This window comes from uncultured Oxalicibacterium sp., assembly GCF_913776015.1.
In the GTDB taxonomy this organism is placed as follows: Bacteria; Pseudomonadota; Gammaproteobacteria; order Burkholderiales; family Burkholderiaceae_D; genus Oxalicibacterium.
In genome coordinates this window covers 134,122-158,217 of the sequence record NZ_CAJYMD010000067.1, presented here as the reverse complement: position 1 = coordinate 158,217, position 24,096 = coordinate 134,122, and the positions used below count along the sequence as shown (strand labels likewise).

Annotated in this window: 19 protein-coding genes and 1 pseudogene; 15 read left to right on the top strand and 5 right to left on the bottom strand. The window is 53.8% G+C overall.

The annotated features are described in order from the left end of the window. Positions 1 to 131, top strand: a pseudogene (locus QZ725_RS12275) (thiazole synthase); the annotation flags it as partial. Positions 132 to 282: 151 nt separating this feature from the next. Further along, positions 283 to 1,263 (top strand): NAD(P)H-quinone oxidoreductase, encoded by a 981-nt coding sequence (locus QZ725_RS12270; RefSeq protein WP_293779914.1) that lies wholly within the window; start codon positions 283 to 285, stop codon positions 1,261 to 1,263. A gap of 40 nt (positions 1,264 to 1,303) precedes the next feature. Here QZ725_RS12270 and QZ725_RS12265 read toward each other — a convergent pair whose 3' ends face one another. Continuing rightward, entirely contained in the window at positions 1,304 to 2,287 is a 984-nt protein-coding gene (locus QZ725_RS12265) for a LysR family transcriptional regulator (RefSeq protein WP_293779912.1), read from the bottom strand. A 135-nt stretch (positions 2,288 to 2,422) separates the two neighbouring features. Here QZ725_RS12265 and QZ725_RS12260 point away from each other — a divergent pair, with 135 nt between their 5' ends. The 8 genes from QZ725_RS12260 to QZ725_RS12225 all read left to right on the top strand — a co-directional run bounded on the left by QZ725_RS12260 (position 2,423) and on the right by QZ725_RS12225 (position 11,087). Next, complete coding sequence (locus tag QZ725_RS12260) at positions 2,423 to 2,752, top strand: hypothetical protein (protein ID WP_293779910.1); 330 nt, start codon at positions 2,423 to 2,425, stop codon at positions 2,750 to 2,752. A gap of 419 nt (positions 2,753 to 3,171) precedes the next feature. Continuing rightward, on the top strand, positions 3,172 to 4,338 hold the full coding sequence (gene sucC, locus QZ725_RS12255) for an ADP-forming succinate--CoA ligase subunit beta (RefSeq protein WP_293779908.1): 1,167 nt from the start codon (positions 3,172 to 3,174) through the stop codon (positions 4,336 to 4,338). 3 nt (positions 4,339 to 4,341) lie between these two features. Further along, positions 4,342 to 5,217 (top strand): succinate--CoA ligase subunit alpha, encoded by an 876-nt coding sequence (gene sucD / locus QZ725_RS12250; protein ID WP_293779906.1) that lies wholly within the window; start codon positions 4,342 to 4,344, stop codon positions 5,215 to 5,217. Positions 5,218 to 5,412: 195 nt separating this feature from the next. After that, positions 5,413 to 6,180: a fumarylacetoacetate hydrolase family protein gene (locus tag QZ725_RS12245; RefSeq protein ID WP_293779904.1), complete on the top strand. Its 768-nt coding sequence runs from the start codon at positions 5,413 to 5,415 to the stop codon at positions 6,178 to 6,180. 17 nt (positions 6,181 to 6,197) lie between these two features. Continuing rightward, positions 6,198 to 7,208 carry a 2-dehydropantoate 2-reductase gene (locus QZ725_RS12240; RefSeq protein WP_293779902.1) on the top strand — a complete coding sequence of 337 codons (1,011 nt, stop codon included), beginning with the start codon at positions 6,198 to 6,200 and terminating at the stop codon, positions 7,206 to 7,208. Between the two features lie 630 nt (positions 7,209 to 7,838). Then, the gene (locus QZ725_RS12235; protein WP_293779900.1) at positions 7,839 to 8,861 is read left to right on the top strand and encodes a tripartite tricarboxylate transporter substrate-binding protein; all 1,023 of its coding nucleotides are present in this window, start codon (positions 7,839 to 7,841) and stop codon (positions 8,859 to 8,861) included. Positions 8,862 to 8,977: 116 nt separating this feature from the next. Next, positions 8,978 to 9,499, top strand: a complete 522-nt coding sequence (locus QZ725_RS12230; protein ID WP_293779898.1) for a tripartite tricarboxylate transporter TctB family protein — start codon at positions 8,978 to 8,980, stop codon at positions 9,497 to 9,499. A 58-nt stretch (positions 9,500 to 9,557) separates the two neighbouring features. Further along, on the top strand, positions 9,558 to 11,087 hold the full coding sequence (locus tag QZ725_RS12225) for a tripartite tricarboxylate transporter permease (protein WP_293779896.1): 1,530 nt from the start codon (positions 9,558 to 9,560) through the stop codon (positions 11,085 to 11,087). Between the two features lie 204 nt (positions 11,088 to 11,291). On the opposite strand, the gene QZ725_RS12220 is transcribed toward QZ725_RS12225, so the two are convergent. Continuing rightward, positions 11,292 to 11,900, bottom strand: coding sequence for a Crp/Fnr family transcriptional regulator (locus QZ725_RS12220; protein WP_293779894.1), 609 nt, complete (start codon positions 11,898 to 11,900; stop codon positions 11,292 to 11,294). A 270-nt stretch (positions 11,901 to 12,170) separates the two neighbouring features. Between QZ725_RS12220 and oxc the strand changes: the two genes are divergently transcribed. The 4 genes from oxc (at position 12,171) to QZ725_RS12200 (ending at position 18,545) form a co-directional block, all read left to right on the top strand. Continuing rightward, positions 12,171 to 13,889: an oxalyl-CoA decarboxylase gene (gene oxc, locus QZ725_RS12215; protein WP_293779892.1), complete on the top strand. Its 1,719-nt coding sequence runs from the start codon at positions 12,171 to 12,173 to the stop codon at positions 13,887 to 13,889. A gap of 309 nt (positions 13,890 to 14,198) precedes the next feature. Next, positions 14,199 to 15,452, top strand: a complete 1,254-nt coding sequence (frc, locus tag QZ725_RS12210; RefSeq protein WP_293779890.1) for a formyl-CoA transferase — start codon at positions 14,199 to 14,201, stop codon at positions 15,450 to 15,452. Positions 15,453 to 15,919: 467 nt separating this feature from the next. Further along, positions 15,920 to 17,170, top strand: a complete 1,251-nt coding sequence (frc, locus tag QZ725_RS12205; protein ID WP_293779888.1) for a formyl-CoA transferase — start codon at positions 15,920 to 15,922, stop codon at positions 17,168 to 17,170. Positions 17,171 to 17,408: 238 nt separating this feature from the next. Continuing rightward, the gene (locus tag QZ725_RS12200) at positions 17,409 to 18,545 is read left to right on the top strand and encodes an ABC transporter substrate-binding protein (RefSeq protein ID WP_293779886.1); all 1,137 of its coding nucleotides are present in this window, start codon (positions 17,409 to 17,411) and stop codon (positions 18,543 to 18,545) included. On the opposite strand, the gene QZ725_RS12195 is transcribed toward QZ725_RS12200, so the two are convergent. After that, on the bottom strand, positions 18,533 to 19,870 hold the full coding sequence (locus QZ725_RS12195; protein ID WP_293779884.1) for a D-amino acid dehydrogenase: 1,338 nt from the start codon (positions 19,868 to 19,870) through the stop codon (positions 18,533 to 18,535). The two genes, QZ725_RS12200 and QZ725_RS12195, sit on opposite strands and share 13 nt — an antisense overlap. Before the next feature lie 285 nt (positions 19,871 to 20,155). On the opposite strand from QZ725_RS12195, the gene QZ725_RS12190 reads away from it, so the two are divergent. Continuing rightward, complete coding sequence (locus QZ725_RS12190; protein WP_293779882.1) at positions 20,156 to 20,491, top strand: hypothetical protein; 336 nt, start codon at positions 20,156 to 20,158, stop codon at positions 20,489 to 20,491. Positions 20,492 to 20,596: 105 nt separating this feature from the next. On the opposite strand, the gene QZ725_RS12185 is transcribed toward QZ725_RS12190, so the two are convergent. Together QZ725_RS12185 and QZ725_RS12180 are read right to left on the bottom strand one after the other, a co-directional pair. Beyond that, on the bottom strand, positions 20,597 to 20,920 hold the full coding sequence (locus QZ725_RS12185; protein ID WP_293779880.1) for a P-II family nitrogen regulator: 324 nt from the start codon (positions 20,918 to 20,920) through the stop codon (positions 20,597 to 20,599). A gap of 71 nt (positions 20,921 to 20,991) precedes the next feature. Beyond that, complete coding sequence (locus QZ725_RS12180) at positions 20,992 to 24,093, bottom strand: efflux RND transporter permease subunit (RefSeq protein ID WP_293779878.1); 3,102 nt, start codon at positions 24,091 to 24,093, stop codon at positions 20,992 to 20,994. Between the last annotated feature and the right edge of the window lie 3 nt (positions 24,094 to 24,096).

The following is a 24,096-nucleotide window of genomic DNA, read 5'->3' as shown; positions in this document are numbered from 1 at the left end:
AAGACCCGGTACGCATGGCACATGCCATGAAGCTCGGCATCGACGCTGGCCGCAATGCCTTCCTCGCCGGTCGTATTCCACGAAAGTTTGCTGCTTCGCCATCGTCGCCGATGGCTGGGCGCGTGGTTTGATTTTGAATTCGGTTGTTGGGTCGGAAAGATTTCCGGGCAAGGTGCCAACGTTTGACGGCAGTGCCGCAAGGCGCGAATAAGGCGCATGTCTGCAAAACGTAGCGTTATGGCATATCCTTTGCAGCTTCAAAGTCAGTCATAAGGATTTCTCATGCGCGCAATCGAAATTACGCAGCCAGGTCCGCCGGATGTTCTCAAGTTATGCGAGCGTCCGATGCCGGTGCCCAAGGAAGGCGAACTTTTGATCAAGGTTCATGCGGCCGGCATCAATCGTCCCGATGTCTTGCAGCGCACGGGCAACTACCCGGTGCCGAAAGGCGCCTCCGATTTGCCGGGGCTGGAAGTTGCCGGCGAAGTCGTCGGAGGGGATTTTGAAGGCACGCATTTCAAACTTGGCGACATGGTGTGTGGCCTCGCGCAAGGCGGTGGTTATGCCGAGTACTGCACGGTTCCTGCTGCGCAATGTTTGCCGATTCCCGAGGGCTTGAGTGCTGTCGAAGCGGCATCGCTGCCGGAAACGTTCTTTACCGTCTGGAGTAATGTCTTTGATCGTTGCCATTTGTCCGAGGGCGAAACCTTTCTCGTGCAAGGCGGTACGTCGGGCATTGGTGTGACAGCGATTCAGATTGCGGCGGCACTGGGGCATCGCGTGTTTGCCACGGCGGGTAGCGACGAGAAGGTGAAGGCGTGTGAAGAGTTGGGTGCCGAACGTGGTATCAACTACAAGACGGAAGACTTCGGCCAGGTCGTCAAGGATGCAACGAACGGCAAAGGCGTCGATGTCATTCTCGATATGGTCGGTGGCGAATATACGGATCGCGAATTGCGTTGCCTGGCGGATGACGGTCGTTTGGTATTCATTGCCCTACTTGGCGGCAACAAGGCGAATGTCAGTCTTGGACAAATCCTGTTGCGACGTTTGACAGTCACCGGCTCCACGCTGCGTCCGCGATCTGTCGCCTTCAAGGCAGCCATCGCGCAGCAACTGCATGAACGCGTCTGGCCCTTGATCGAGGCGGGCAAGATCAAGCCGGTTATCTACCAGACTTTTTCACTCGAAGAGGCGGCCAAGGCGCATGAGCTGATGGAAAGCAGCACGCATATCGGCAAGATCGTGTTGAAGGTCGTTTGATGCATCACCCGTAAAAAAGCCCGGCTCGTGCCGGGTTTTTTTATTGCCCCTGCCGCTTCTTGGCGCGCTTGACGGGCAGGTTGCTGAGTTGTCGCCCCGGGCGCGGGTTGTAGCGCACGATGCGTTCGATCTGCGTCGGACCTTCTTCCAGCAGGAAGTTCTTGAAGGCCTGGGCGACGGGTGGCAGACGCTTGTTCTTGCGATGCACGACATACCAGTTGAGCATGACGGGAAAACCTTCGACGTCGAGAACGGCCAGACTGCCAGCCTGTAATTCCAGACTGATGGTGTGTGCGGAAAGAAACGCCAGTCCCATGCCTGCAATCACGGCCTGCTTGATGGTTTCGGTACTGCGAATCTCCATGGCGATATTGAGATTGCTCAATTGCCCACCGAAGCCTTCTTCCATCGAATTCCAGGTATCTGAACCTTTTTCGCGGACGACAAAGGGTTCACGTATCAGTGTCTGCAACGGAATGTTTTTCTGCGTCACCAAATGATGGTCGGGTGGGGCGACGATGACGTAAGGATGCGGTGCGAACGCTTCCACATGCGTGTCGACGTCAAGTGGTGGCCGCACCATGATCGCGATGTCGGTCAGATTGTTGGCGAGCTGGTTCAACAAGCCTTCGCGATTGTGTACCGAGAGATTCAGCGTCACGCCTTGATGACTGCGTGCGAATTCGACCAGCAGGCGGGGAAAGAAGTAATCGCCGGCGCTGATCACGGCGACATTCAGCTTGCCGCCGGTAATGCCCTTGAAGTGCGTCATGGCATCTTCGGCTTCCTGGAACAACTGGATGATATCGCGGCAGTAATGCAGCAATTCGGCGCCGCCCGGCGTCAAGTAAATCTTTTTCCCCAATTGTTCAAACAGCGGCAAGCCGGCGTGGTCTTCGAGCTTTTTGATTTGCGTGGAGACTGCCGGTTGTGTCAGATGCAGCTCCTCGGCCGCACGTGAAAAGCTGAGATGGCGGGCAACCGTTTCAAAGACCTTCAACTGGCGCAGGGTGGCATTTTTCATAATGAGCTCGGCAATCCATAACTTATTAAGAATACATATTATTAAATACTTTAACTATGCGTAATCATATTTTTTTCTTAAGATGGCCCTCGATCCGGTTTTACCCGGAATCGCGGAATCTTTAAGGAAGTCATCATGTTCAAGTTCTCGCCCGCTCATGCCGCCGCCGACGTTGCCGATCTGCATCGCAACGCCTATAACGCTGCGTTCTATGAATTGGGGTTGCGCTGGCATTGGGACACGGATACCGACCACGATCTTTCCGACGCGACGGCAGGCACACAACGCTTGCGTCACTTTCTGGAAAACGATCAGTCGCATCTGCTCAAGGTCTACGAGGCTGACTTCCTGATCGATGCCATTCAAAGCGCCAAGGCGCGTTGCTACGAAGCCATGAAGGTTGCCGGTGTACGCAAGTCGGCAGTCAATTGGGCGGAATTTCAGCACGCACAGATTGGCGTCTAATGATTGCTCTTTGCCGTTAACGTCATGATCTGACGCGATGCGGTTGGGCAATGGTCTCAAGCATGCACACGCCTATCGGCCTGTGGTGTTCCGAAGAGTCGAGTTCTCCCTTGTCAGCTCAAGACGCGGCAATCGGAAGCAGGTCACTTCCTTTTTGTTTCTCGCATGATTTGTTGCGCTGCCGCATGCATGATTTGCACGGTAGCGTGAAAAAATCTTAACCGAGGTCAAGGCATCCGGTTCGGGCTTCTCGGACAATCGCGGCACCGTTTGAATTCGAGTCAAGAATTGCTAAGATAGCAGTCTTTTTGCTGGAAGAGGCACAGAAGAGGCACTCACGGTTTTTGCGTGGATTCAATGCAAAAAAATATTCGTAGCGAATCGCTGCCAGAAAAAATTGGTTTTCAATAAGGACGATCATGAATATCCACGAGTATCAAGGAAAAGAAATACTGCGCAAGTACGGTGTCACGACACCAAAAGGCGTTCCATGTTTTTCCGTAGACGAAGCTGTCAAGGCTGCTGAAACACTGGGCGGCAAAGTTTGGGTTGTTAAAGCCCAGATCCACGCTGGCGGTCGCGGTAAAGGCGGCGGCGTTAAAGTTGCCAAGTCGCTCGACGAAGTACGCAAGTACGCTGACGACATCCTCGGCATGACGCTGGTCACGCATCAAACCGGCCCTGAAGGTCGTCTGGTCAAGCGTCTGCTGATCGAAGAAGGCGCAGATATCAAGAAAGAACTGTACGTGGGTATGGTCGTTGATCGCGGTAGCCAACGCGTTGCGTTGATGGCCTCGAGCGAAGGCGGCATGGATATCGAGCACGTCGCAGAACATACTCCTGAGAAAATCCACACGGTATTCATCGATCCAACCAAAGGTTTGCTCGATAGCGAAGCAGACGACATCGCACGCAAAATCGGCGTGCCTGAAGGTTCGATCGGTCAAGCACGTGCATTCATGCAAGGCTTGTACAAAGCATTCGACGAATCCGATGCATCGCTGGCAGAAATCAATCCGCTGATCGTCACTGGCGACGACCGCATCGTTGCTCTCGACGCGAAATTCAACTTCGACTCCAACGCACTGTATCGCCACCCTGAAATCCAGGAAATGCGCGATCTGGACGAAGAAGATGCAGCAGAAATCGAAGCATCGAAATTCGACCTGACCTACATCTCGCTCGACGGCAACATCGGCTGCCTGGTGAACGGCGCCGGTCTGGCAATGGCAACGATGGACGTCATCAAGCTGTACGGCGGCGAACCAGCCAACTTCCTCGACGTCGGTGGCGGTGCCACGACCGAGAAAGTGACCGAAGCATTCAAGATCATGTTGAAGAATCCGGACATCAAAGCGATTCTGGTCAACATCTTCGGCGGCATCATGCGTTGCGACGTGATCGCAAACGGCGTGATCGCAGCAGCGAAACAAGTTGATCTGAAAGTGCCACTGGTTGTTCGTATGGCAGGTACCAACGAAGAACTGGGCAAGAAGATTCTTGCTGAATCCGGTCTCCCGATCATCACGGCTAACAACATGGCTGAAGCGGCAGAAAAAGTCGTCAACGCAGCACAGGGGAAATAATCAATGTCTATCCTGATCAATAAAGACACCAAGGTCATCACCCAAGGTATCACCGGTAAAACCGGTCAGTTCCACACCAAAATGTGCCTCGAGTACGCGAACGGTAAAAACTGCTTCGTTGCTGGTGTGAACCCGAAGAAACCAGGCGAATCGTTTGAAGGCGTACCAATCTACGCCTCGGTTGCCGAAGCAAAAGCAGAAACGGGCGCAACCGTTTCCGTGATCTACGTTCCGCCTCCATTCGCTGCTGCTGCGATCGACGAAGCGGTTGACGCTGGCGTTGATCTGGTGATCTGCATCACCGAAGGTATTCCTGTGCGCGACATGATCCGCACCAAGCAACGTCTGGAAAATTCCAAGACTTTGCTTTTGGGACCAAACTGCCCAGGTCTGATTACGCCTGACGAAATCAAGATCGGCATCATGCCAGGCCATATCCACAAGAAAGGTCGCATCGGCGTCGTTTCGCGTTCGGGTACCTTGACCTATGAAGCAGCGGGTCAATTGGCTGAATTCGGTCTGGGTCAATCGACCGTGGTCGGTATCGGTGGTGATCCGGTTTCGGGTCTGAAACACATCGACGTGTTGAAGATGTTCAACGACGATCCAGACACCGATGCAGTCATCATGGTTGGTGAAATCGGCGGTGAAGCAGAAGAAACCTGCGCACGCTGGATCAAAGACAACATGAAGAAACCAGTCGTTGGCTTTATCGCTGGCGTTACGGCACCTGCAGGTAAGCGTATGGGCCACGCTGGCGCGATCATCTCGGGCGGCAAAGGTACGGCGCAAGAGAAGCTGGCTGTCATGGAAGCATGCGGTATCAAAGTAACGAAAAACCCAGCTGAAATGGGTCGCCTGCTGAAGTCGGTTCTGTAATTAAGTAGTTTTGACACTCCCCTGCATTGGGGGAGTGTTATCCCTACAGGAAATACGCGGTGTTTTCTGTAGAGATAGTTACAAATGCAAAAAGGCAGTGCGCCAAAGTGCACGCCGGGATCTGATTGCGATGAGCGGGTGTTCTCGTAATCCCTTGCGTAACAGTACAAGTTTCGAAATCTGGAGGAAGCAAAAATGTCTACACGTTGGGTACGTTTCAGTCACGCAGGCAATGAGCAGTTCGGTACGCTCGAAGGCGACAACATTCAGGTTTACACCGGCGACATGTTTGCCAACCCTGTCAAGGGCGACACGGTTGTGAACGTCAATGACGTCAAATTGCTGATGCCATGCCAGCCAACCAAAGTCATCGCCATGTGGAACAACTTCCACGCCTTGGCTGCAAAACTCAATCTCGCAGATCCGGCTGAGCCGCTGTATCTGATCAAGGCACCAAACTCGTATCTGAATCCAGGGGAAACGATCGAGAAGCCACCAACCGACGACAAGATCGTCTTCGAAGGTGAACTCGGTATCGTTATCGGCAAGAAAGCCAAGAACGTGTCGGAAGCCGATGCGCTCGACTACGTGTTTGGTTACACCGCAGCAAACGACGTCACTGTTGCCAACATCCTTAATCGCGATGAATCCTTCGCGCAGTGGGTGCGTGCAAAAGGTTTCGACACGTTCTGCCCATTTGGTCCTGCGATTGCAACCGATCTGGACCCGACCACACTGGTCGTCAAAACCATTCTTAACGGTGATGTCCGTCAGGATTACCCAATCAGCGACATGCGCTTCTCGACCCAAAAGCTGGTCAGCATGATTTCGCAGGAACTGACGCTGTTCCCTGGTGACATCATCCTCTGCGGTACCTCCGTCGGTGTTGGCTCGATGAAGCCAAACAGCGTTGTCGAGGTCGAGATTGCCGGCATCGGTAAGCTCACGAACGATTTCAAATAAAAAATCAGAGGAAAGCTATGAAAATTGCAGTTATCGGAGCAGGCGCAATCGGCGGTTACGTCGGCGTCAAACTGGCATTGGCAGGTGAAGACGTTACCTTCATCGTGCGTGGTGCCAATCTGGAAGCCATTCGCAAGAACGGCGCCAAGCTGATCATGCATGATGGTTCCGAGCACGTTGCATCCAACGTCAAGGCAACCAACAACTACGATGAAGCTGGTCATCAAGACATCATCGTGTTGGCAATGAAGGCGCACCAATTGGAAGCGATCGCTGACGATCTGCCAAAATTGATCGGTCCAGATACTGTCATCGTTACGATGCAAAACGGTATTCCATTCTGGTATTTCCACAAGCACGGCGGTGACCTGGCAGGTACCTGCGTCAAGAGCGTGGATCCAACCGGCAAGATTACGGCCAAGATCCCTGCTGATCGCGTGTTGGGTTGCGTGGTGTATCCAGCATCCGAACTGATCGCGCCAGGCGTCATCAAGCACATCGAAGGCGATCGTTTCCCAATCGGTGAGCTCGATGGTTCGGTCAGCGAACGCGCTACCCGCGTTTCGGAATGCTTCACAAACGCTGGCTTCAAGGCACCTGTGCTGGATAACATCCGCGCAGAAATGTGGCTCAAGCTGTGGGGTAACCTCACGTTTAACCCAATCAGCGCGCTGTCGCACTCGACCTTGGTAGATATCTGCCAGTACCCACTGAGCCGCGAACTGGCTGCTGCCATGATGACCGAAGCGCAGACCGTCGCGAACAAGCTGGGCATCGAATTCCGTGTGCCACTCGAAAAGCGTATCGCTGGCGCAGAGAAGGTCGGCAAGCACAAGACCTCCATGCTGCAGGACGTCGAAGCTGGTCGTGATCCTGAAATCGACGCGCTGGTGGGTTCGGTTGCCGAGCTCGGTCGTTTGACCAACACGCCAACACCGCACATCGATACCGTATATGCACTGGTCAAATTGCTGGCCAAGACCATGTCTGAAGAATCGGGTATGGTGAAAATGCAGCAAGCGGCTTGATCATAGATTGCTGATGTTTAAAAAGGCCTGCGAAAGCAGGCCTTTTTCTTTTCTAAAAGAAGAAAGGTGCGGCGATTAAACGTTTCTTCGAGATAAAAATTCAATGGTACGTATAAATACGTATTGTGAATGTGTTCGAGGATCGTTAAAGATGTGTAAAACTTGACCGGAGTCAATGAAGGCTTGTAAGCCTTCTCCCAGAATCCGGGCAGTTAGTGAAAGGATTGTGAGGAAAGCGTAAAAAAGTTTCCCCCCATCCAAGCCAAAGATGGCACACTGACGCAAAGCAATATTGATAAGAATCAGGAAGCAGTGCTGGCTGATTCAAGAGCAGGATAGGACGAGCCGCAAGACGGATTGCCATCTTGAAATTGAATCGGGTTTGCAGACAAGGTTAAAGGAGGCCGTGTCAGCATACCGTTGGAAGTCAGCATGCCGCCTAAGCAGTTGGTGATGTGGCCGCGTTGTTTTTAGACAGATGACGTTGGCGAAAGGACGCATCGCCTGAAATGATCACAACAAGATTATTTCAATCAGCATCGGCGCCGCACGATGCGGGAGCCCAAAAGGCATCCAGACCAGTGGCATGTAGCAAAGCAGTGAAAAAATTATTATTCCAAGGAGACAGTAATGATCAAGAAATTGCTTTCCAAGAGTGGTGTAGCCAAAGCAACGGCAGGCGCAATTGCCGCTCTCGCACTTACAGCCGCTCCCGCCTTTGCAGCATGGGAGCCAACCAAGCCAGTCGAATTCGTCGTTCCAGCCGGTACCGGTGGTGGCGCTGATCAAATGGCGCGCTTCATTCAGGGTGTGATCATCAAGCACAAACTGATGAAAGAGCCACTCATCATCGTCAATAAATCCGGTGGTGCCGGTGCCGAGGGTTTCCTGGGCATCAAGAATGAAAAAGGTGATCCGCACAAGATCATCATCACCCTTTCCAACCTGTTCACCACGCCAATGGCAACTGGTGTGCCTTTCAACTGGCGCGACATGACGCCGGTTGCAATGCTGGCGCTGGATCAGTTCGTTCTCTGGACGAATGCTGACCAACCATACAAGACTGCAAAAGAGTACATCGATGCGGTAAAAGCGGCCGGTCCGAACAAGTTCAAGATGGGCGGTACGGGCTCTAAGCAGGAAGATCAGATCATTACTGTCGGCCTTGAAAAAGCAACCGGTGCCAAATTCATCTACATCCCATTCAAAGGCGGTGGCGAGGTTGCTGTTCAGCTCGTGGGTGGTCACGTTCAATCGACTGTGAACAACCCGATCGAAGCTGTTTCGCAATGGCGTGCTGGCAAGCTGAAGGCGCAATGCGTGTTCGATCACGAGCGTATGCCGTACAAGGCCAAGGTGACTGACACCCAATCCTGGAACGACATCCCAACCTGCCAGGAAGCCGGTATTCCAACCGATTACACCATGCTGCGTGGCATCTTCATGCCAGCTGGCGTGACGGCGGACCAGTTGGCCTTCTATGTGAATCTCTTCAAGAAACTGCGTGAAACGTCTGACTGGAAAGAGTACATGGAAAAAGGTGCGTTCAATACCACATTCAAGACCGGCGACGACTTCAAAAAATGGCTTGAAACCGCAGAGAAGCAACACGAAACTCTGATGCGTGAAGCAGGTTTCCTGGCTAAGAAGTAATCTCCGCTACCTGCAGAGAATCCATACGAACGGAATGACGACGCTACCGAGAAATCGGTAGTGTCGCCGAAGTTCGTCTGTACAAATCATATAAATAATTTTCAGGAGCATTCCCCATGGATCAGCATTCAGAATCCAATGGCGGCGTTCGCACAGGCGTAGCCCATTACGTCGTGGAGGCGGCGGTCGCCGGACTTTTACTCTTGCTCGGCATCGTCGTCGCCATTAGTAGCTGGGAGCTTGGCGCTGGCTGGACAAGCGACGGGCCGGGCTCGGGTTACTTCCCGTTCTATATCGGCCTTGTGATCTGCATATCGGGAGCCGGTACGCTTTTTCAAGCCTTGTTTGGCAAGGAAAAAAATACTGAAATCTTCGTCGATAGCGAGCAGTTGAAACGCATTTTCCAGGTCTTGATACCTGCAGCCATCTACGTCGGCGCGATTCAGCTAATCGGTATCTACGTCGCCTCTGCGATTTACATTGCACTGTTCATGATCTTCCTCGGCAAATTCGCGCCATGGAAAGCGATCGTTGCAGCACTGGGTGTCAATACGCTGTTCTTCATGATGTTTGAAGTGTGGTTCAAAGTCCCACTCTACAAAGGCGCTGTCAATCTCTTGAGCTTCATCGGTTACTAGTGTGTTGACCAAATCAATCACGGAAATCGAACAAGCTTGAATTAAAGGAGTTACGAAAATGGATGAAGTTAGCGCATTATTTCACGGCTTTGCCGTGATTTTGACGCCAATGAACTTGCTGCTGATGGTCGTCGGCATTGTTCTTGGTGTTTTGATCGGCGTTTTGCCGGGGCTCGGGGGGGCGAATGGCGTGGCAATCTTGTTGCCGCTGACATTCACGATGTCGCCGACGTCGGCAATCATCATGTTGACATGTATTTACTGGGGAGCATTGTTCGGCGGTGCAATTACGTCGATTCTGTTCAATATTCCAGGTGAGCCTTGGTCTGTTGCGACAACCTTTGACGGTTATCCACTGGCCCAAAAAGGTGAGGCAGGCGCATCGTTGACCAGTGCTTTCACGTCTTCGTTCGTCGGTGCATTCCTGGCCGTGATCATGATCACGTTTATGGCGCCGCTGGTTGCGAAATTTGCGCTGCGTTTTGGTCCGCCAGAGTTCTTTGCGGTGTATCTCCTGACCTTCTGTAGCTTTGTGGGTATGGGTAAAGGCTCGCCGTTCAAAGTGCTGGGTTCGATGGCGCTGGGTTTTGCTCTGGCTTCGGTTGGCATGGACACCGTGACCGGTCAGTTGCGCTTGACCTTTGGTTTTGAAGAGTTCATGCGCGGCTTCGACTTCCTGATCGCTGTTATCGGCTTGTTCGGTATTGGTGAGATCCTGCTGTCAATGGAAGAAGGTCTGGCTTTCAAAGGCAAGTCTGCAAAAATCGATCCAAAAGTCGTGCTGCAAACCTGGAAAAGACTGCCTGCCTACTGGGCAACGTCGCTGCGCAGTGCGGTGGTCGGTATGTGGATGGGCGTGACGCCTGGTGGTGCAACGCCGGCATCGTTCATGGCTTATGGTCTGGCCAAGAAAATGTCGAAAGACGGCAAGAACTTCGGCAAAGGTGAGATCGAAGGTATCGTCGCCCCAGAAACCGCAGCGCATGCTGCAGGTACCGCTGCGATGCTGCCGATGCTGGCGCTGGGTATTCCAGGTTCGCCAACTGCTGCGGTTCTGCTGGGTGGTCTGTTGATCTGGGGTCTGCAGCCTGGTCCTCTATTGTTCGTTGAGCAGAAAGACTTCGTCTGGGGCCTGATCGCCAGTATGTATCTGGGTAACCTGGTTGGCCTGGCGATTGTTCTGACCACAGTGCCAGTGTTTGCTTCGATCTTGCGCATTCCGTTCTCGATCATCGCACCAGTCATCATCGTCATCTGTGCAATCGGTGCCTACACCGTGCACAACGCGATGTTCGATATCTGGCTGATGATTGTGTTCGGTGTGATCGGTTATCTGTTCAAGAAGCTGGACTATCCGCTTGCACCAATGGTGCTGGCACTGGTTCTCGGCGACAAGGCAGAAGATTCGTTCCGCCAGGCGATGCTGGTTTCGCAAGGTGACGTATCGATCATGTTCTCGAACCCACTGGTTGGCACCATCACTGGTCTGGCACTGTTAATGTTGTTCTGGCCGCTGATCTCGAAAGTGATCGCTTTGGTCAAGCCACCGAAGAAAGACGAGTTCGCGGACGAACGTCCAGTCGATTAATCTCATGCGGTGACGTGCTGTCAAACGCACGTAATAAAAACCCTGCAAGCTTGCTTGCAGGGTTTTTTTGTTTGGGAAGTTTACGGTGCATGTGCCGACAATCTGTTTTACCAAAGCCGGTAGCGCGGATATTGCTGATGGGAGCGTCAGGCAGCAGTGTCAACTAAACGCGTTTGCTATTGCGGTGCGTCTTGCTAAACAAGGTCAGATTTTGCCTTGGTGTTTAAGGCGGCTCAGTGTTTCGGGAGAAAGGTTGAGATAGGAAGCAAGCTCTTTCTTGGGAATCCGATCGAACAAGGCAGGATGCTTGCGCACGAAGCGCTGTACGCGTCCCGGCGCATCCAGCAAATGCAGTGTGATGGTATGCGCCATGATGTCGCTCATGAGTTGCATCACATCAAGTTCGAATGCCTGTTTGATATGTTCGTGCTTGTCGAGGAAGGCGATCCATTGAAGCAATGGCAACTTCACGATGCGCGCTTTGGTAACGCAGATAATGCTGTAAGGTGTCGGTGTTTTAAGGCGCCAGGCAGCGTAACTGGTTTCCATGCTGCGTTCATCGGCAAAGCGTAGAATCATTTCCTTGGCTTGCTGGTTAGTGACGACGCGTTTGAGGATGCCATCGAGAATGAAGTATTGCTCCATCTCGTGCACGCCCTGATGCAGCAGGAAATCGCCCTTGGGACAATCAACGACTTGCAGATGTTGTTCCAGCTCTGCCCATTCCTGCTCCGTCATGTCTTTCAAGACATGATTTTGCTTCAATTGAACGCGTATAACATTGCGGTCAGGATGGTTATCGACTGTCGGCATTTGCGATCAGGAAACAGGGCGGAAAAGTGGTAGAGCAGGGGCAGATATCATGCGATGAAAATTGACCGGGGTCAATGATAGAAGCGCAACCCGATCGATATGATACGCCCACTTGGATAAGGATGCGTATTAACGCATGTTTAAAGGGTGTCTCTAAAAATCTGCCGATCGGATTTTTAGAGGTGCCTTGCAAGTAAGGATGACCGTCAAAGAGCGGTATGAACATGGCACTGAGCAACCTTGCTCAACCTTTACGAAAGAGATCTCATCATGAGTAACGCACCTGCTGTAGTACCTGAAGGCGTAGAACTGACCGACGGCTTCCATCTGTTGATGGATGCACTGGAGCTGAACGGTATCACCAACATCTACGGTCTGCTCGGTATCCCAGTAACCGAAATCGGCCGTATGTGGCAAGCTCGTGGCAACAAGTTCTACAGCTTCCGTAACGAACAAAATGCTGGTTACGCTGCATCGGTTGCCGGCTACCTGACCAAGAAACCTGGCGTTTGCGTGACTGTTTCCGCACCAGGCTTCCTGAACGGTTTGACTGCATTGGCTAACGCCACCACCAACTGCTTCCCAATGATCCTGATCTCGGGTTCGTCCGAGCGTGAAATCGTTGACCTGCAGCAAGGTGACTACGAAGAGATGGATCAGCTGAACATCGCTCGCCCACACTGCAAGGCTTCGTACCGTATCAACCGTCCTGAAGACATCGGCGTTGCTGTTGTTCGCGCTGTGCGTACCGCTCTGTCGGGTCGCCCAGGTGGTGTGTATCTGGACATCCCAGCACGTCTGTTCAGCACCGTCATGGCTGCTGACGAAGGCAAAAAATCGCTGTGGGCACCAGTTGATCCAGCTCCTGCACAAATCCCAGCACCATCGGCTGTTCAACGCGCTGCTGAACTGATCAAGAACGCTAAGAAGCCTCTGATCTTGTTCGGTAAAGGTGCTGCTTACGCTCAGTGCGACGCTGACATCCTGGCATTCGTTGAAGAAACCGGTATTCCTTTCACGCCAATGTCGATGGCAAAAGGTCTGGTTTCCGATCTGCACCCACAATGCGCTGCTGCAGCACGTTCGCTGGTTCTGCAAGAGTCCGACGTCGTCATCCTGGTTGGTGCACGTCTGAACTGGCTGCTGGCTCACGGCAAAGGCAAAACCTGGGGTGTCGCTCCGAAGAAATTCGTTCAAATCGATATCCAGGCAAACGAGATCGACAGCAACGTCAAGATCGAAGCGCCTCTGGTTGGTGACGTCCAATCGTGTATCAACGCACTGCGCGCTGAACTGAAAGGCTACAAATCGGCTGACCAAGCTGCTTGGGCTTCCTCTGTTGCCGAGAAGCACAACAGCACCCGTGCCAAACTGGCAAGCAAGCTGTCGACGGCTACGCCAGTCATGAACTACCACAACTCGCTCGGCGCGATCCGTGACGTTCTGAAAAACTACCCAGACATCTGCCTGGTCAACGAAGGCGCAAACGCACTCGACAACGCACGTATGGTCATCGACCAATACCTGCCACGTAAGCGTGTGGATACGGGTACCTGGGGTGTGATGGGTATCGGTATGGGTTCGGCTGCTGCTGCTGCTGTTGAAACCGGCAAGCCTGTCGTCGCCATCTGCGGTGACTCGGCATTCGGCTTCAGCGCAATGGAATATGAAACCCTGACCCGCTACAATCTGCCAGTAACCGTGATCGTCATGAACAACGGCGGTATCTATCGCGGTGACGAAGCCAGCCCTGATCACCAGTTCTCGTGCATGCTGTTCAACCCGAACACCCGCTACGACCAACTGAGTATCGCTCTGGGTGGTGAAGGCGTTCGCGTCAACACCCCAGAAGAACTGGCTAAGGCACTGGAAGATTCGATCAAGTCGGGTAAAACCACCATCATCGACGCGATCATCGACCCGGCAGCTGGTGTTGAATCGGGCCGTATCGGTAACCTGAACATCGTTTCGACGATCGGCAAGAAGTAATCTTTGTGCATGGCGCAAGCCATGTACAAACGAAGTAACTTGTTTTATCGTTACAGAGTTGGCGCGTCACGGGTGACCGGACGCGCCATTATCCCAAAAGCCGTCCTGGCTCTCGGGCTGTAAAAAATACTCATTCCAGTGTTGAAATTTCCGCAAGGGTCCACATCTGGTTTGAATATGAATAAGTCGGCTACAAAAAGCCGTCCCCATTCCGCGTAAGGTCTCGTGGGATTTCCATTTTCTGGGATGCATTGCTGTCGGATGTATTTTCAGGAAGCAAGTTAAACAATTAACAAGGAAGCTATCAATATGAGCAAGCCATTAGAAGGGATCAAGATCATCGACTTCACGCACGTGCAAGCAGGTCCTGCATGTACGCAGCTGCTGGCATGGTTCGGCGCTGATGTGATCAAGGTTGAGCGTCCAGGCGCTGGTGACGTAACGCGTTCGCAATTGCGCGACATCCCAGGCAAAGACGCCCTGTACTTCACGATGCTCAACAGCAACAAACGTTCGCTGACCCTGGACACCAAGACCCCACAAGGTAAGGAAGTTCTGGAAAAGCTGATCAAGGAATCGGACGTTCTGGTTGAAAACTTCGGTCCTGGCGCACTGGATCGTATGGGCTTCTCGTGGGCACGTATTCAGGAACTGAACCCAGGCCTGATCATGGCATCGGTCAAGGGCTTCTCCGAAGGTCACCACTACGAAGACCTGAAAGTCTACGAAAACGTCGCACAATGTGCTGGCGGCGCTGCTTCGACCACTGGTTTCTGGGATGGTCCACCAACCGTCTCGGCAGCTGCTCTGGGTGACTCGAACACCGGTATGCACTTGGCAATCGGTATTCTGACCGCTCTGATGGGTCGTCAAAAAACCGGCAAAGGTCAAAAAGTTGCCGTTTCGATGCAAGATGCTGTTCTGAACCTGTGCCGCGTCAAACTGCGCGATCAACAACGTCTGGACAAGATCGGTTACCTGGAAGAGTACCCACAGTACCCACACGGCAAATTCACCGATGTGGTTCCACGCGGCGGTAACGCAGGCGGTGGCGGTCAACCAGGTTGGGTTCTGAAATGTAAAGGTTGGGAAACCGATCCTAACGCCTACATCTACTTCACGATCCAAGGCCACGCATGGGCACCAATCTGTAAAGCATTGGGTAAAGAAGAGTGGATCGAAGATCCAGCGTACAACACGCCACAAGCTCGTCAAGACAAGATTTTTGACATCTTCGCATTCATCGAAGACTTTATCAAAGACAAGACCAAGTTCGAAGCTGTCGACATTTTCCGCAAATTCGACATCCCTTGCGCACCAGTTCTGTCGATGAAAGAAATCGCAGCAGACGAGTCCCTGCGTAAGAGTGGTTCGGTTGTTGAAGTCGAGCACGCAGATCGTGGCGAGAAATACCTGACCGTTGGTAGCCCGATCAAATTCTCGGATCTGACCCCAGAAATCACGGCTTCCCCATTGCTGGGCGAGCACACCGATGAAGTTCTGGCTCAACTGGGTTACACCAAAGAGCAGATCGCTGAATTGCACGCAACCAAATCGGTTTAATATCCGCTTCGGCAGATATGCGAAAAAAGCGCCTTCGGGCGCTTTTTTTTATTTGGGCAACAAAAAGAACGGAATGGAATACGACAGTTTTGGTGTTCTGGAGACTTTGCTCTACAATGCCACGCGCAAGTGTCGTGTAAGGTTTGCATGCATTGGAAAATTGACCGCGATCAATGCTGGCGGGATAGCCGCATCGCTATGATACGGCCACCCCCGATTAAGATGGATTGGCGTGTGCCCAATTCCATCCTGCTGGCATCCGGCAACTACCCCCGCCGGCAGCATGACTGCCATGCACCGCAAGCAACGCACACGAATTCGCCACCGAGAAAACATCTGGATCGAGCCTGCATCGATTTGTCAGATGCGGTGGCTCGATGCGCACAGACAGAATTTTTATTGAGTTGAACGCAGCGCGAAGCGGACTCATGTTCGCTCGCGCTTTTTTGTAAAACAAAGGAGTAGTGATGAGTAAGGCATTAAGCGGTTACCGCATTCTTGATTTCACGCACGTGCAATCCGGCCCAGCCTGCACGCAGTTGCTGGCATGGTTTGGTGCAGACGTCATCAAGGTGGAGCGCGCAGGTGAAGGCGACGTAACACGTAGCCAGTTGCGCGATATTCCGGAAGCGGACAGCTTGTACTTCACGATGCTGAACAGCAACAAGCGTTCGATCACGCTCGATACCAAAAACCCAAAGGGTAAAGCTGTTCTTGAAAAGCTGATCAAGGAGTGCGACGTTCTGGTTGAAAACTTTGCTCCTGGCGCGCTGGATCGTATGGGCTTCTCGTGGGAGCGCATTCAGGAACTGAACCCGAAGATGATTATGGCTTCGGTCAAAGGCTTCGGTCCTGGTCCTTACGAAAACTGCAAAGTGTATGAAAACGTCGCGCAATGCGCAGGCGGTGCTGCATCGACCACCGGTTTCGACGATGGTCCTCCACTCGTGACCGGTGCACAGATCGGTGATACCGGTACCGGTATGCACCTGGCACTGGGTATCATGGCTGCGCTGATTCAGCGTCAAACGACGGGCCGTGGTCAGCGCGTTCTGGCTGCCATGCAGGATGCTGTTCTGAATCTGTGCCGCGTCAAGCTGCGCGATCAGCAACGTCTGGAGCGCACCGGCGTCATGAAGGAATATCCACAGTATCCAGGTACCGAGTTCGGCGATGCCGTGCCGCGTGCTGGTAACGCATCGGGTGGTGGTCAGCCTGGTTCGATTCTGAAGTGCAAAGGTTGGGAAACCGATCCGAACGCCTACATCTACTTCATCACCCAGGCACCAGTCTGGGAGCAGATCTGCAAGGTGATCGGCAAGGAAGAATGGCTGACCGATCCAGAGTACGCAACGCCAGCAACGCGTCTGCCGCACTTGAAAAACATCTTCGCTACGGTTGAAGAGTGGACCAAGACCAAGACCAAATTTGAAGCGATGGATATCCTGAATCAATACGATATTCCTTGCGGTCCGGTTCTGTCGATGAAGGAAATCGCCGAAGAACAGGCACTGCGCGATACCGGTACGATCGTTGAAGTCGATCACCCAGTTCGCGGCAAGTATCTGACGGTTGGTAACCCGATCAAACTGTCGGACAGTCCGACTGACATCGTGCGTTCGCCTCTGCTGGGTGAGCATAACGAAGAAGTGCTGTCGCAGCTCGGTTACTCGAAAGCGGAAATCGAAGATCTGCGCGCTGATCGCGTGATTTCGTAATCCTTGGCGATTGCCTACGAAAAGCCCCTCGAAAGAGGGGCTTTTTTTTGCCTTTGCAAAATGGTGTCTCAAAAAAGGCTTGCCCGAATAACGACGTAGTGGCTTTGCGAGGTATTGCTTGCTTGCACGATTGTAGTCAGGCAATCTTCAGCATCGTCCACAGGGCCAAGGGATTACAGCGCACATCAAGATGCGTCCTGTCTGGCGGACACAAAGTCTGAAGAAAAGAGGAGGAGTGATGCGTTTCATATGGAAAACGACCATCGCGGCCATGCTGCTGGTTTCAGCGCAATGCGCCATGGCTGAAGAGGGAATAAGCGACAGCACGATCCTGATCGGGCAAAGTATTGGAGTGACCGGGCCGATTGCCGACACGGTCAAGGAAATGAACGATGGTGCGCGTGCGTATCTGGCGCATATCAACAAGCAAGGTGGCGTCAATGGCCGGCGCATCGAACTGCGTACGCTGGACGATCAGTACCAGCCAGAGAAAGCGGCAGCCAATGCCAGAACGCTGATCGACAACGAACATGTGTTCGCCCTGTTCCAGAGCCGTGGTACGCCGCAGACGCTAGCGGTCGTGCCCGAGCTGAGCAAGCACAAGGTCGCATTGATTGCTCCCAGTACAGGCGCTGAAAGTCTGCATATGCCGGTACAGCGCATGGTGTTCAACGTGCGTGCAAAGTATCAGGATGAGGTCTTCAAGGGCATCGAGCATTTCCATACGCTGGGAATGAAGAATATTGCGCTGCTCACGTACGAAAAAGACGACCCCTTGGGATTGGATGGCCTCAATGGTTTCAACAAGGGGATGGCGCATTTCAAACTCACGCCGGCCGTCATCGAAATTTTTTCGCGTCACAAGCCGAATGTGCAGGAGACGGCCAGAAAACTGATCGCCGCCAATCCTGATGCACTGATCATCGTCAGTTCCGGTGTGAATACGGTGGAAATCATCAAGGCGATTCGTGCGCAGGGCAGTCGCATGCAGTTGATGACGCTATCGAATAATTCCTCACAGGATTTCATTCAAGATCTGGGCAAGGACGGCGTGGGTGTGGTGGTCACCCAGATCACGCCGCCGCCGACATCATCGGTCAGTGGACTGGGCAAAGAGTTCCAGGCGATCGCCAAGGCCGCGAATGTCACAGTCTCCTATGCCGCGATGGAGGGATTCATGTCGGCCAAGGTACTGGTGGAAGGTTTGCGTCGCGCTGGACGTAACCCGACGCGCGAAGGCTTGATCAAGGCGATGGAATCCATGCAGCGCGTCGATATCGGCGGTGTGCTGATCAGCTATAGCGAGCGTGATCATAGCGGCAGCGATTTCGTCGAGCTAACCCTGATTGGTAAGGACGGTCGTTACGTACGCTGATCGCCAGATGCGGTGAAGGTATCAGAAGTGGATGTCGCAAGCTGAACGGCGCGGGCCGGCATGCCGCTAAAACGGAAGTTCACATCGGGAATCTTGCCGGAGACGATGTCTGCGATCGCCTTGCCGGAACCGCAACCCATGGTCCAGCCCAGCGAACCGTGTCCGGTGTTGAGATACAGGTTGGCAATTTTCGTTTTGCCAATGTACGGCACATTGGATGGTGTCAACGGCCGCAAGCCCGCCCAGTAGGTCGGTGCATCGTAGTCGCAGGCGGTCGGAAACAATTCCTTGGTGCGGCGTGTAATCGCTTCGCAACGCGTCGGATTCAATTCGCGCGAATAGCCATTGAATTCGCAGGTACCGGCAACGCGCAATTGATCGCCGAGGCGCGACACCACCAGCTTGTAACCATCGTCGATAAGCGAGATTGTGGGTGCGGCTGCCGGGGCCAGAATCGGGTAGGTCGCCGAATAGCCCTTGCCTGGATAAATCATCAAGGGAATGCCGAGCGGCTTCAGCATGGCGACCGAAAAACTACCCATTGCCATCACGAAAGCATCGGCCTGCAAGGTGCGATGTCTGCCTTCGGCATCAATCACTTCAACGCCTGTAACACGAGTAGCAGCGCCGCTGCCTTGCGTGATCAGACGTGTCACCGTGTGATTGAAGTGGAATTGGACCCCTTGCTCGGCTGCCTTGGCAGCCAGGCCGCTGGTGAAGCGATGAATGTCGCCCGATTCGTCTGTCGGCGTGAAGTCGGCGCCAACCAATTGCGTACGTATCGATGCCAGCGCGGGTTCCAGGCGAATGGCTTCTTCGACCGCCAAGGGATCACGCGCGCAACCCAGTTCACGCATGAGGGCGGCCGATGCCAGCGAATTGTCAAATTCGCGCTGATCCGTATAGAAATGCAGGATGCCACGCGTCAGGCAGTGATAGTCGATGCCGGTTTCAGCGCGCACAGCTTGCAAGGTCTGCCGGCTGTATTCGGCAATCGCGACGATCTGGCGGATGTTATAGGCGGTGCGCGATGGCAGGCATTCGCGCAGAAAATGAGCGCCCCATTGCCATTGCAGCCATTCGGGACGGAAACGATACAGAAGCGGCGCATCCTCACGGCCCAGCGATTTCAGAATGGTCAGTGGTGCGGTCTTGTTGGCCCACGGCGTGGCATGCGATACCGAGATCTGGCAACCGTTGGCAAAGCTGGTTTCCTGAGCCGGACCGGGTTGCCGATCCACGACGGAGACATCATGTCCGGCCTTGTTGAGGAACCAGGCGGAAGCGGTACCGATAATGCCGGAACCGAGGACGATGACTTTCATGATGAAGACCGTGAAAACATGGATGAGCGAACTGCAACTGGTAGAGACGTTAAAGCAAGAACGAAGGCTACCGTGATTCGTGCAATTCGCCTATGACGGGTGTCAAGAAAGCTGGCGGCGAGGCAATGCCTCGCGAACTAGTTATAAATAATAGGTAATGGTACACATTAAATACTTTAACTATACGTAATCGTTTGCGGCGATTACGATGCTCTCAAAGGTCGGCTAAACATGCAGACCATTCCTAGTCCGCGTGCAGCACATCAGGCTGCGAGGAGAGCAAACATGACGACTACCGTACTCGAACAATGCCCGATTGGTCCGGCTGTGACGTGTCATCTGGCCGCATACAATGCCGCTTTCTACGAGCTTGGCCTCAGTTGGCACTGGGACGATGAAACTTTCCACAATCTGCAAAGCCTGCCTTGCGAGCGTGAGTGGATCAAGGCGTACATGAAGACGCATCAATCGCATCTGTTGTCGGCCTATGATCCTGACTTCCTCATCGATGCCATTCAAACCACCAAGGCACGTTGCTTCGAAACGATGACCGATGGCGGTGTGAGAAAAGCCGCGCAGGTGAACTGGGCAGCTTTCCGCGAGGCGGAAGTCGGCGTCTGAGTCGGCGTCTTATTTCCCGCTTCTGTTGTCGCTAGCTGGCGTAAAACAAGCAATCCATTAAAAAACCCGCCTAGGCGGGTTTTTTGTTTTTTGGCACGCGCCAACTCAATCGCCCGGATGCCAGATGTAATCGAATGCCTCTACATGCGTCATCCAAACAATACCGTCGCCGATGTGGCGTGTGGAACCAAGTTGACGGATCGTTTCGTAAAGCGTTCTGGCATGGTCGTCTTCGGCCACGATATCGATACGAATCTTCGGCGAGTAGTCGAGTAATTCTTCGTCGATATTTTGCGGCTGGTGCCGTATAGGTGCGCTACGTCCCTTGACCTCGGTGACCGTCATGCCGGGAAAGCCGGGCATGTTGCGTAGTGCCTGGCTGATTTCATCGAGTCGTTCGGGGCGGATGATGGCCTTGATTTCTTTCATCTGCGGTACTCCTTGTGCGGATCAGAAGAGGATGCCGCGCGCAGCATCCTGTTAAGTGAGGCAATACGCGATTACGCTTCGCCCGGATTGTCATCGAACCAGCGGTACAGCACTGGCAGCACAAGCAAGGTCAATGCGGTACATGTGATGAGGCCACCGATCACAACGACTGCCAACGGCTTCTGCACTTCTGAGCCGGGACCGCTGGCAAACAGGAAAGGTACGAGGCCCAGCATCGCGACGGTGGCTGTCATCATCACCGGACGGAAACGCATGGTGGCGCCTTTCACGACCGCTTCGGCCAATTCCATGCCATCAGTGCGCAGTTTTCTGATGTACGACACCATCACCACGCCGTTCAACACCGCAATACCCCATAGTGCGATGAAGCCGACCGATGCCGGCACCGACAGATACTCGCCGGTGACGAACAGGCCGATGATGCCGCCGATCGATGCGAATGGCAGCACGGTGATAATCAAGGTGGCGTATCGAACCGAATTGAACAGCAGGAACAGCAGGAAGAAAATTGCTGCAACCGTGGCCGGTACGATGATAGCCAGATGGCCGAGTGCGCGTTCCATGTTCTGGAACTGCCCACCCCACTCGAAGTAGTAACCCGAAGGCAGTTTCACCTTGCTGGTAACGACCTGCTGGAGTTCGGCCACGAAACCGCCCAGATCCCGATTCTCTACGTTAATGGCAACGACCACGCGACGTTTACCGCCTTCACGGCTGACTTGCGCCGGTCCGTCGCGCACTTCGATCTTGGCGAGACTATCGAGCGGGACACGAATGCCATGCGGTGTGGTCAGCAGAATCTGGCGAATCGCCTGTACATCGCCACGGAAACTTTCGGGCAAGCGCACTGCGGCCGAGAAGCGACGTTCGCCTTCGTAGATTTCGGTCGCTGTCTTGCCGGCGATTGCGACCTCAATGACGTCATGCACATCCGATACATTCAGACCGTAACGGGCAATCGCCTGTCGATCGATGTTGATCGACAGATATTGCTGGCCGCTGACGCGATCGACACGAATGTCACGCGCGCCTTGCACCGTACCGGCCACGCGTGCGATTTCATGTGCTTTCTGCAGCAGCCGGTCGAGGTCTTCACCGAAGATCTTCACGGCGACATCGGAACGCACGCCCGTGACCATTTCATCGACGCGATCCGAAATCGGTTGAGCCATCACGATTTGTGCACTCGGAATCACGGCAAGGCGTTTTTGAATTTCTGCCGTGATGGTGTCTTGCGTCCAGCCTTCAGGCCACTCCTTCTTCGGTTTCAGACTCACAATCGGTGTCGATTCGTTTTGCGCTTGCGGATCTGCCGGACTTTCACCGCGGCCGACGCCAGAGATCGCAGATTTCACACCGGGTACTTCCATGATGATGCCCATGGCTTGTTTCTCTAGCGCGATCGATTCTTCCAGCGAAATGTTCGGCACCCGGTTGATCCCGGGAACGATGGAACCTTCCTTCATTTCGGGAATGAAGGCAGTTCCCAGCAGCGGCAGAATTGCCACTGACGCGGCGAACGCGCCAACCGCGAGAATCAGCGTCTTCTTGGCATTGTTCAGCACCCAATCCAGCATGCGCAGATAGTGACGCTTCATGAAGGCGATGACGCGCGTATCGTGTTCAGCGCCACCCTTGAGCAGATAGAAGGACAGCACGGGCGACAGCGTCATCGATAGCAGCAGCGAGATCGCGAGGGCAATCGCAATGGTGTAGGCAAGCGGCGCAAACATCTTGCCCTCCATGCCTTGCAGTGTCATCAGCGGCAGGAAGACGAGAATGATGATGCCGATGCCGAACACGACCGGTGTCGCCACTTCCAGTACTGCATTGAGGATGATCTGAATCTTCCGCTTGCCGTACTTGTTCGGTCTGCCCAGATGTTCGAACGCGTTTTCCACCACCACCACCGAGCCGTCCACCATCAGACCGATTGCCACTGCCAAGCCGCCAAGCGACATCAGGTTGGCCGATATGCCAAGCTGGTTCATGAAGAAGAACGTCAGCAAGGGGGTCAGCACCAGCGTTGCAACGACAATCAATGAAGACCGGACATCGCCGAGGAATATGAACAGCACGATCACCACCAGTGCGACACCTTCGAGCAGCACTTTGGCAACCGTCCACAACGCCGCATCCACGAGCTCGCTGCGGTCGTAATACGGCACGATCTGCAAGCCGTCAGGCAGCATGCCCTGACTGTTGATTTCCTCCACGCGATCCTTGATGCGCGACACGACTTCCTTTGCATTGCCGCCTCGCATCATCATCACGATGCCGCCGACCGATTCGGTCACACCATTCTTGACCACGGCTCCGTAGCGGACTTCGTGACCCATCGTGACCTGCGCCACATCGCGTATGTACACAGGGGTGCCGTTGGATTCGGACAGCACGATGTTGCTGATGTCCTCCAGATTTTCGATCAGGCCCACACCGCGAATCAGGTATTGCTCGGCATAGTGCGGCAGGATACCGCCACCCGAGTTGGCATTGTTGCGGGCCAGTCCTTCGTACACTTGCTTGAGCGAGATGCCGTAGTGATTCATGCGCTCGGGATTGACCTGCACCTGATACTGCTTGACGTAGCCACCTTGCGAATTGATCTCGGCAACTTGCGGGATGGAACGCAGCAGCGGACGCACAATCCAGTCCTGCACGATACGACGTTCGGTCAACTCCTTCTGCGTGAGTTCGCGGTTGCCGTCGTCGGGTTTGTCGAGTGTGTACTGATACACCTCGCCGAGTCCTGTGGATACCGGCCCTAGTACGGGTGTCACGCCATTCGGCATGCGCGAACCGATCTCGATCAGGCGCTCCATCACGAGTTGCCGCGCAAAATACACATCGGTGGCATCGGTGAACACGAGCGTGATCAGCGACAGACCGGGTTTGTTGAGCGAGCGCATTTCTTCCAGGCCGGGCAGGCCGGTCATGGCGATCTCGATCGGGACGGTGACGAAGCGTTCGACTTCTTCAGGCGAGCGACCGGTTGCATCGGTGGCAATCTGCACCTGTACATTGGTCACATCGGGGAAAGCATCGACCGATAGCTTGCGCATGGCGTCCACGCCCACCACAAGGGCGATCACGGCCAGGACGACAATGATCAGCCGCTGCTGCAGGGCAGTGCGGATTGTCTGTTGTAGCATGGC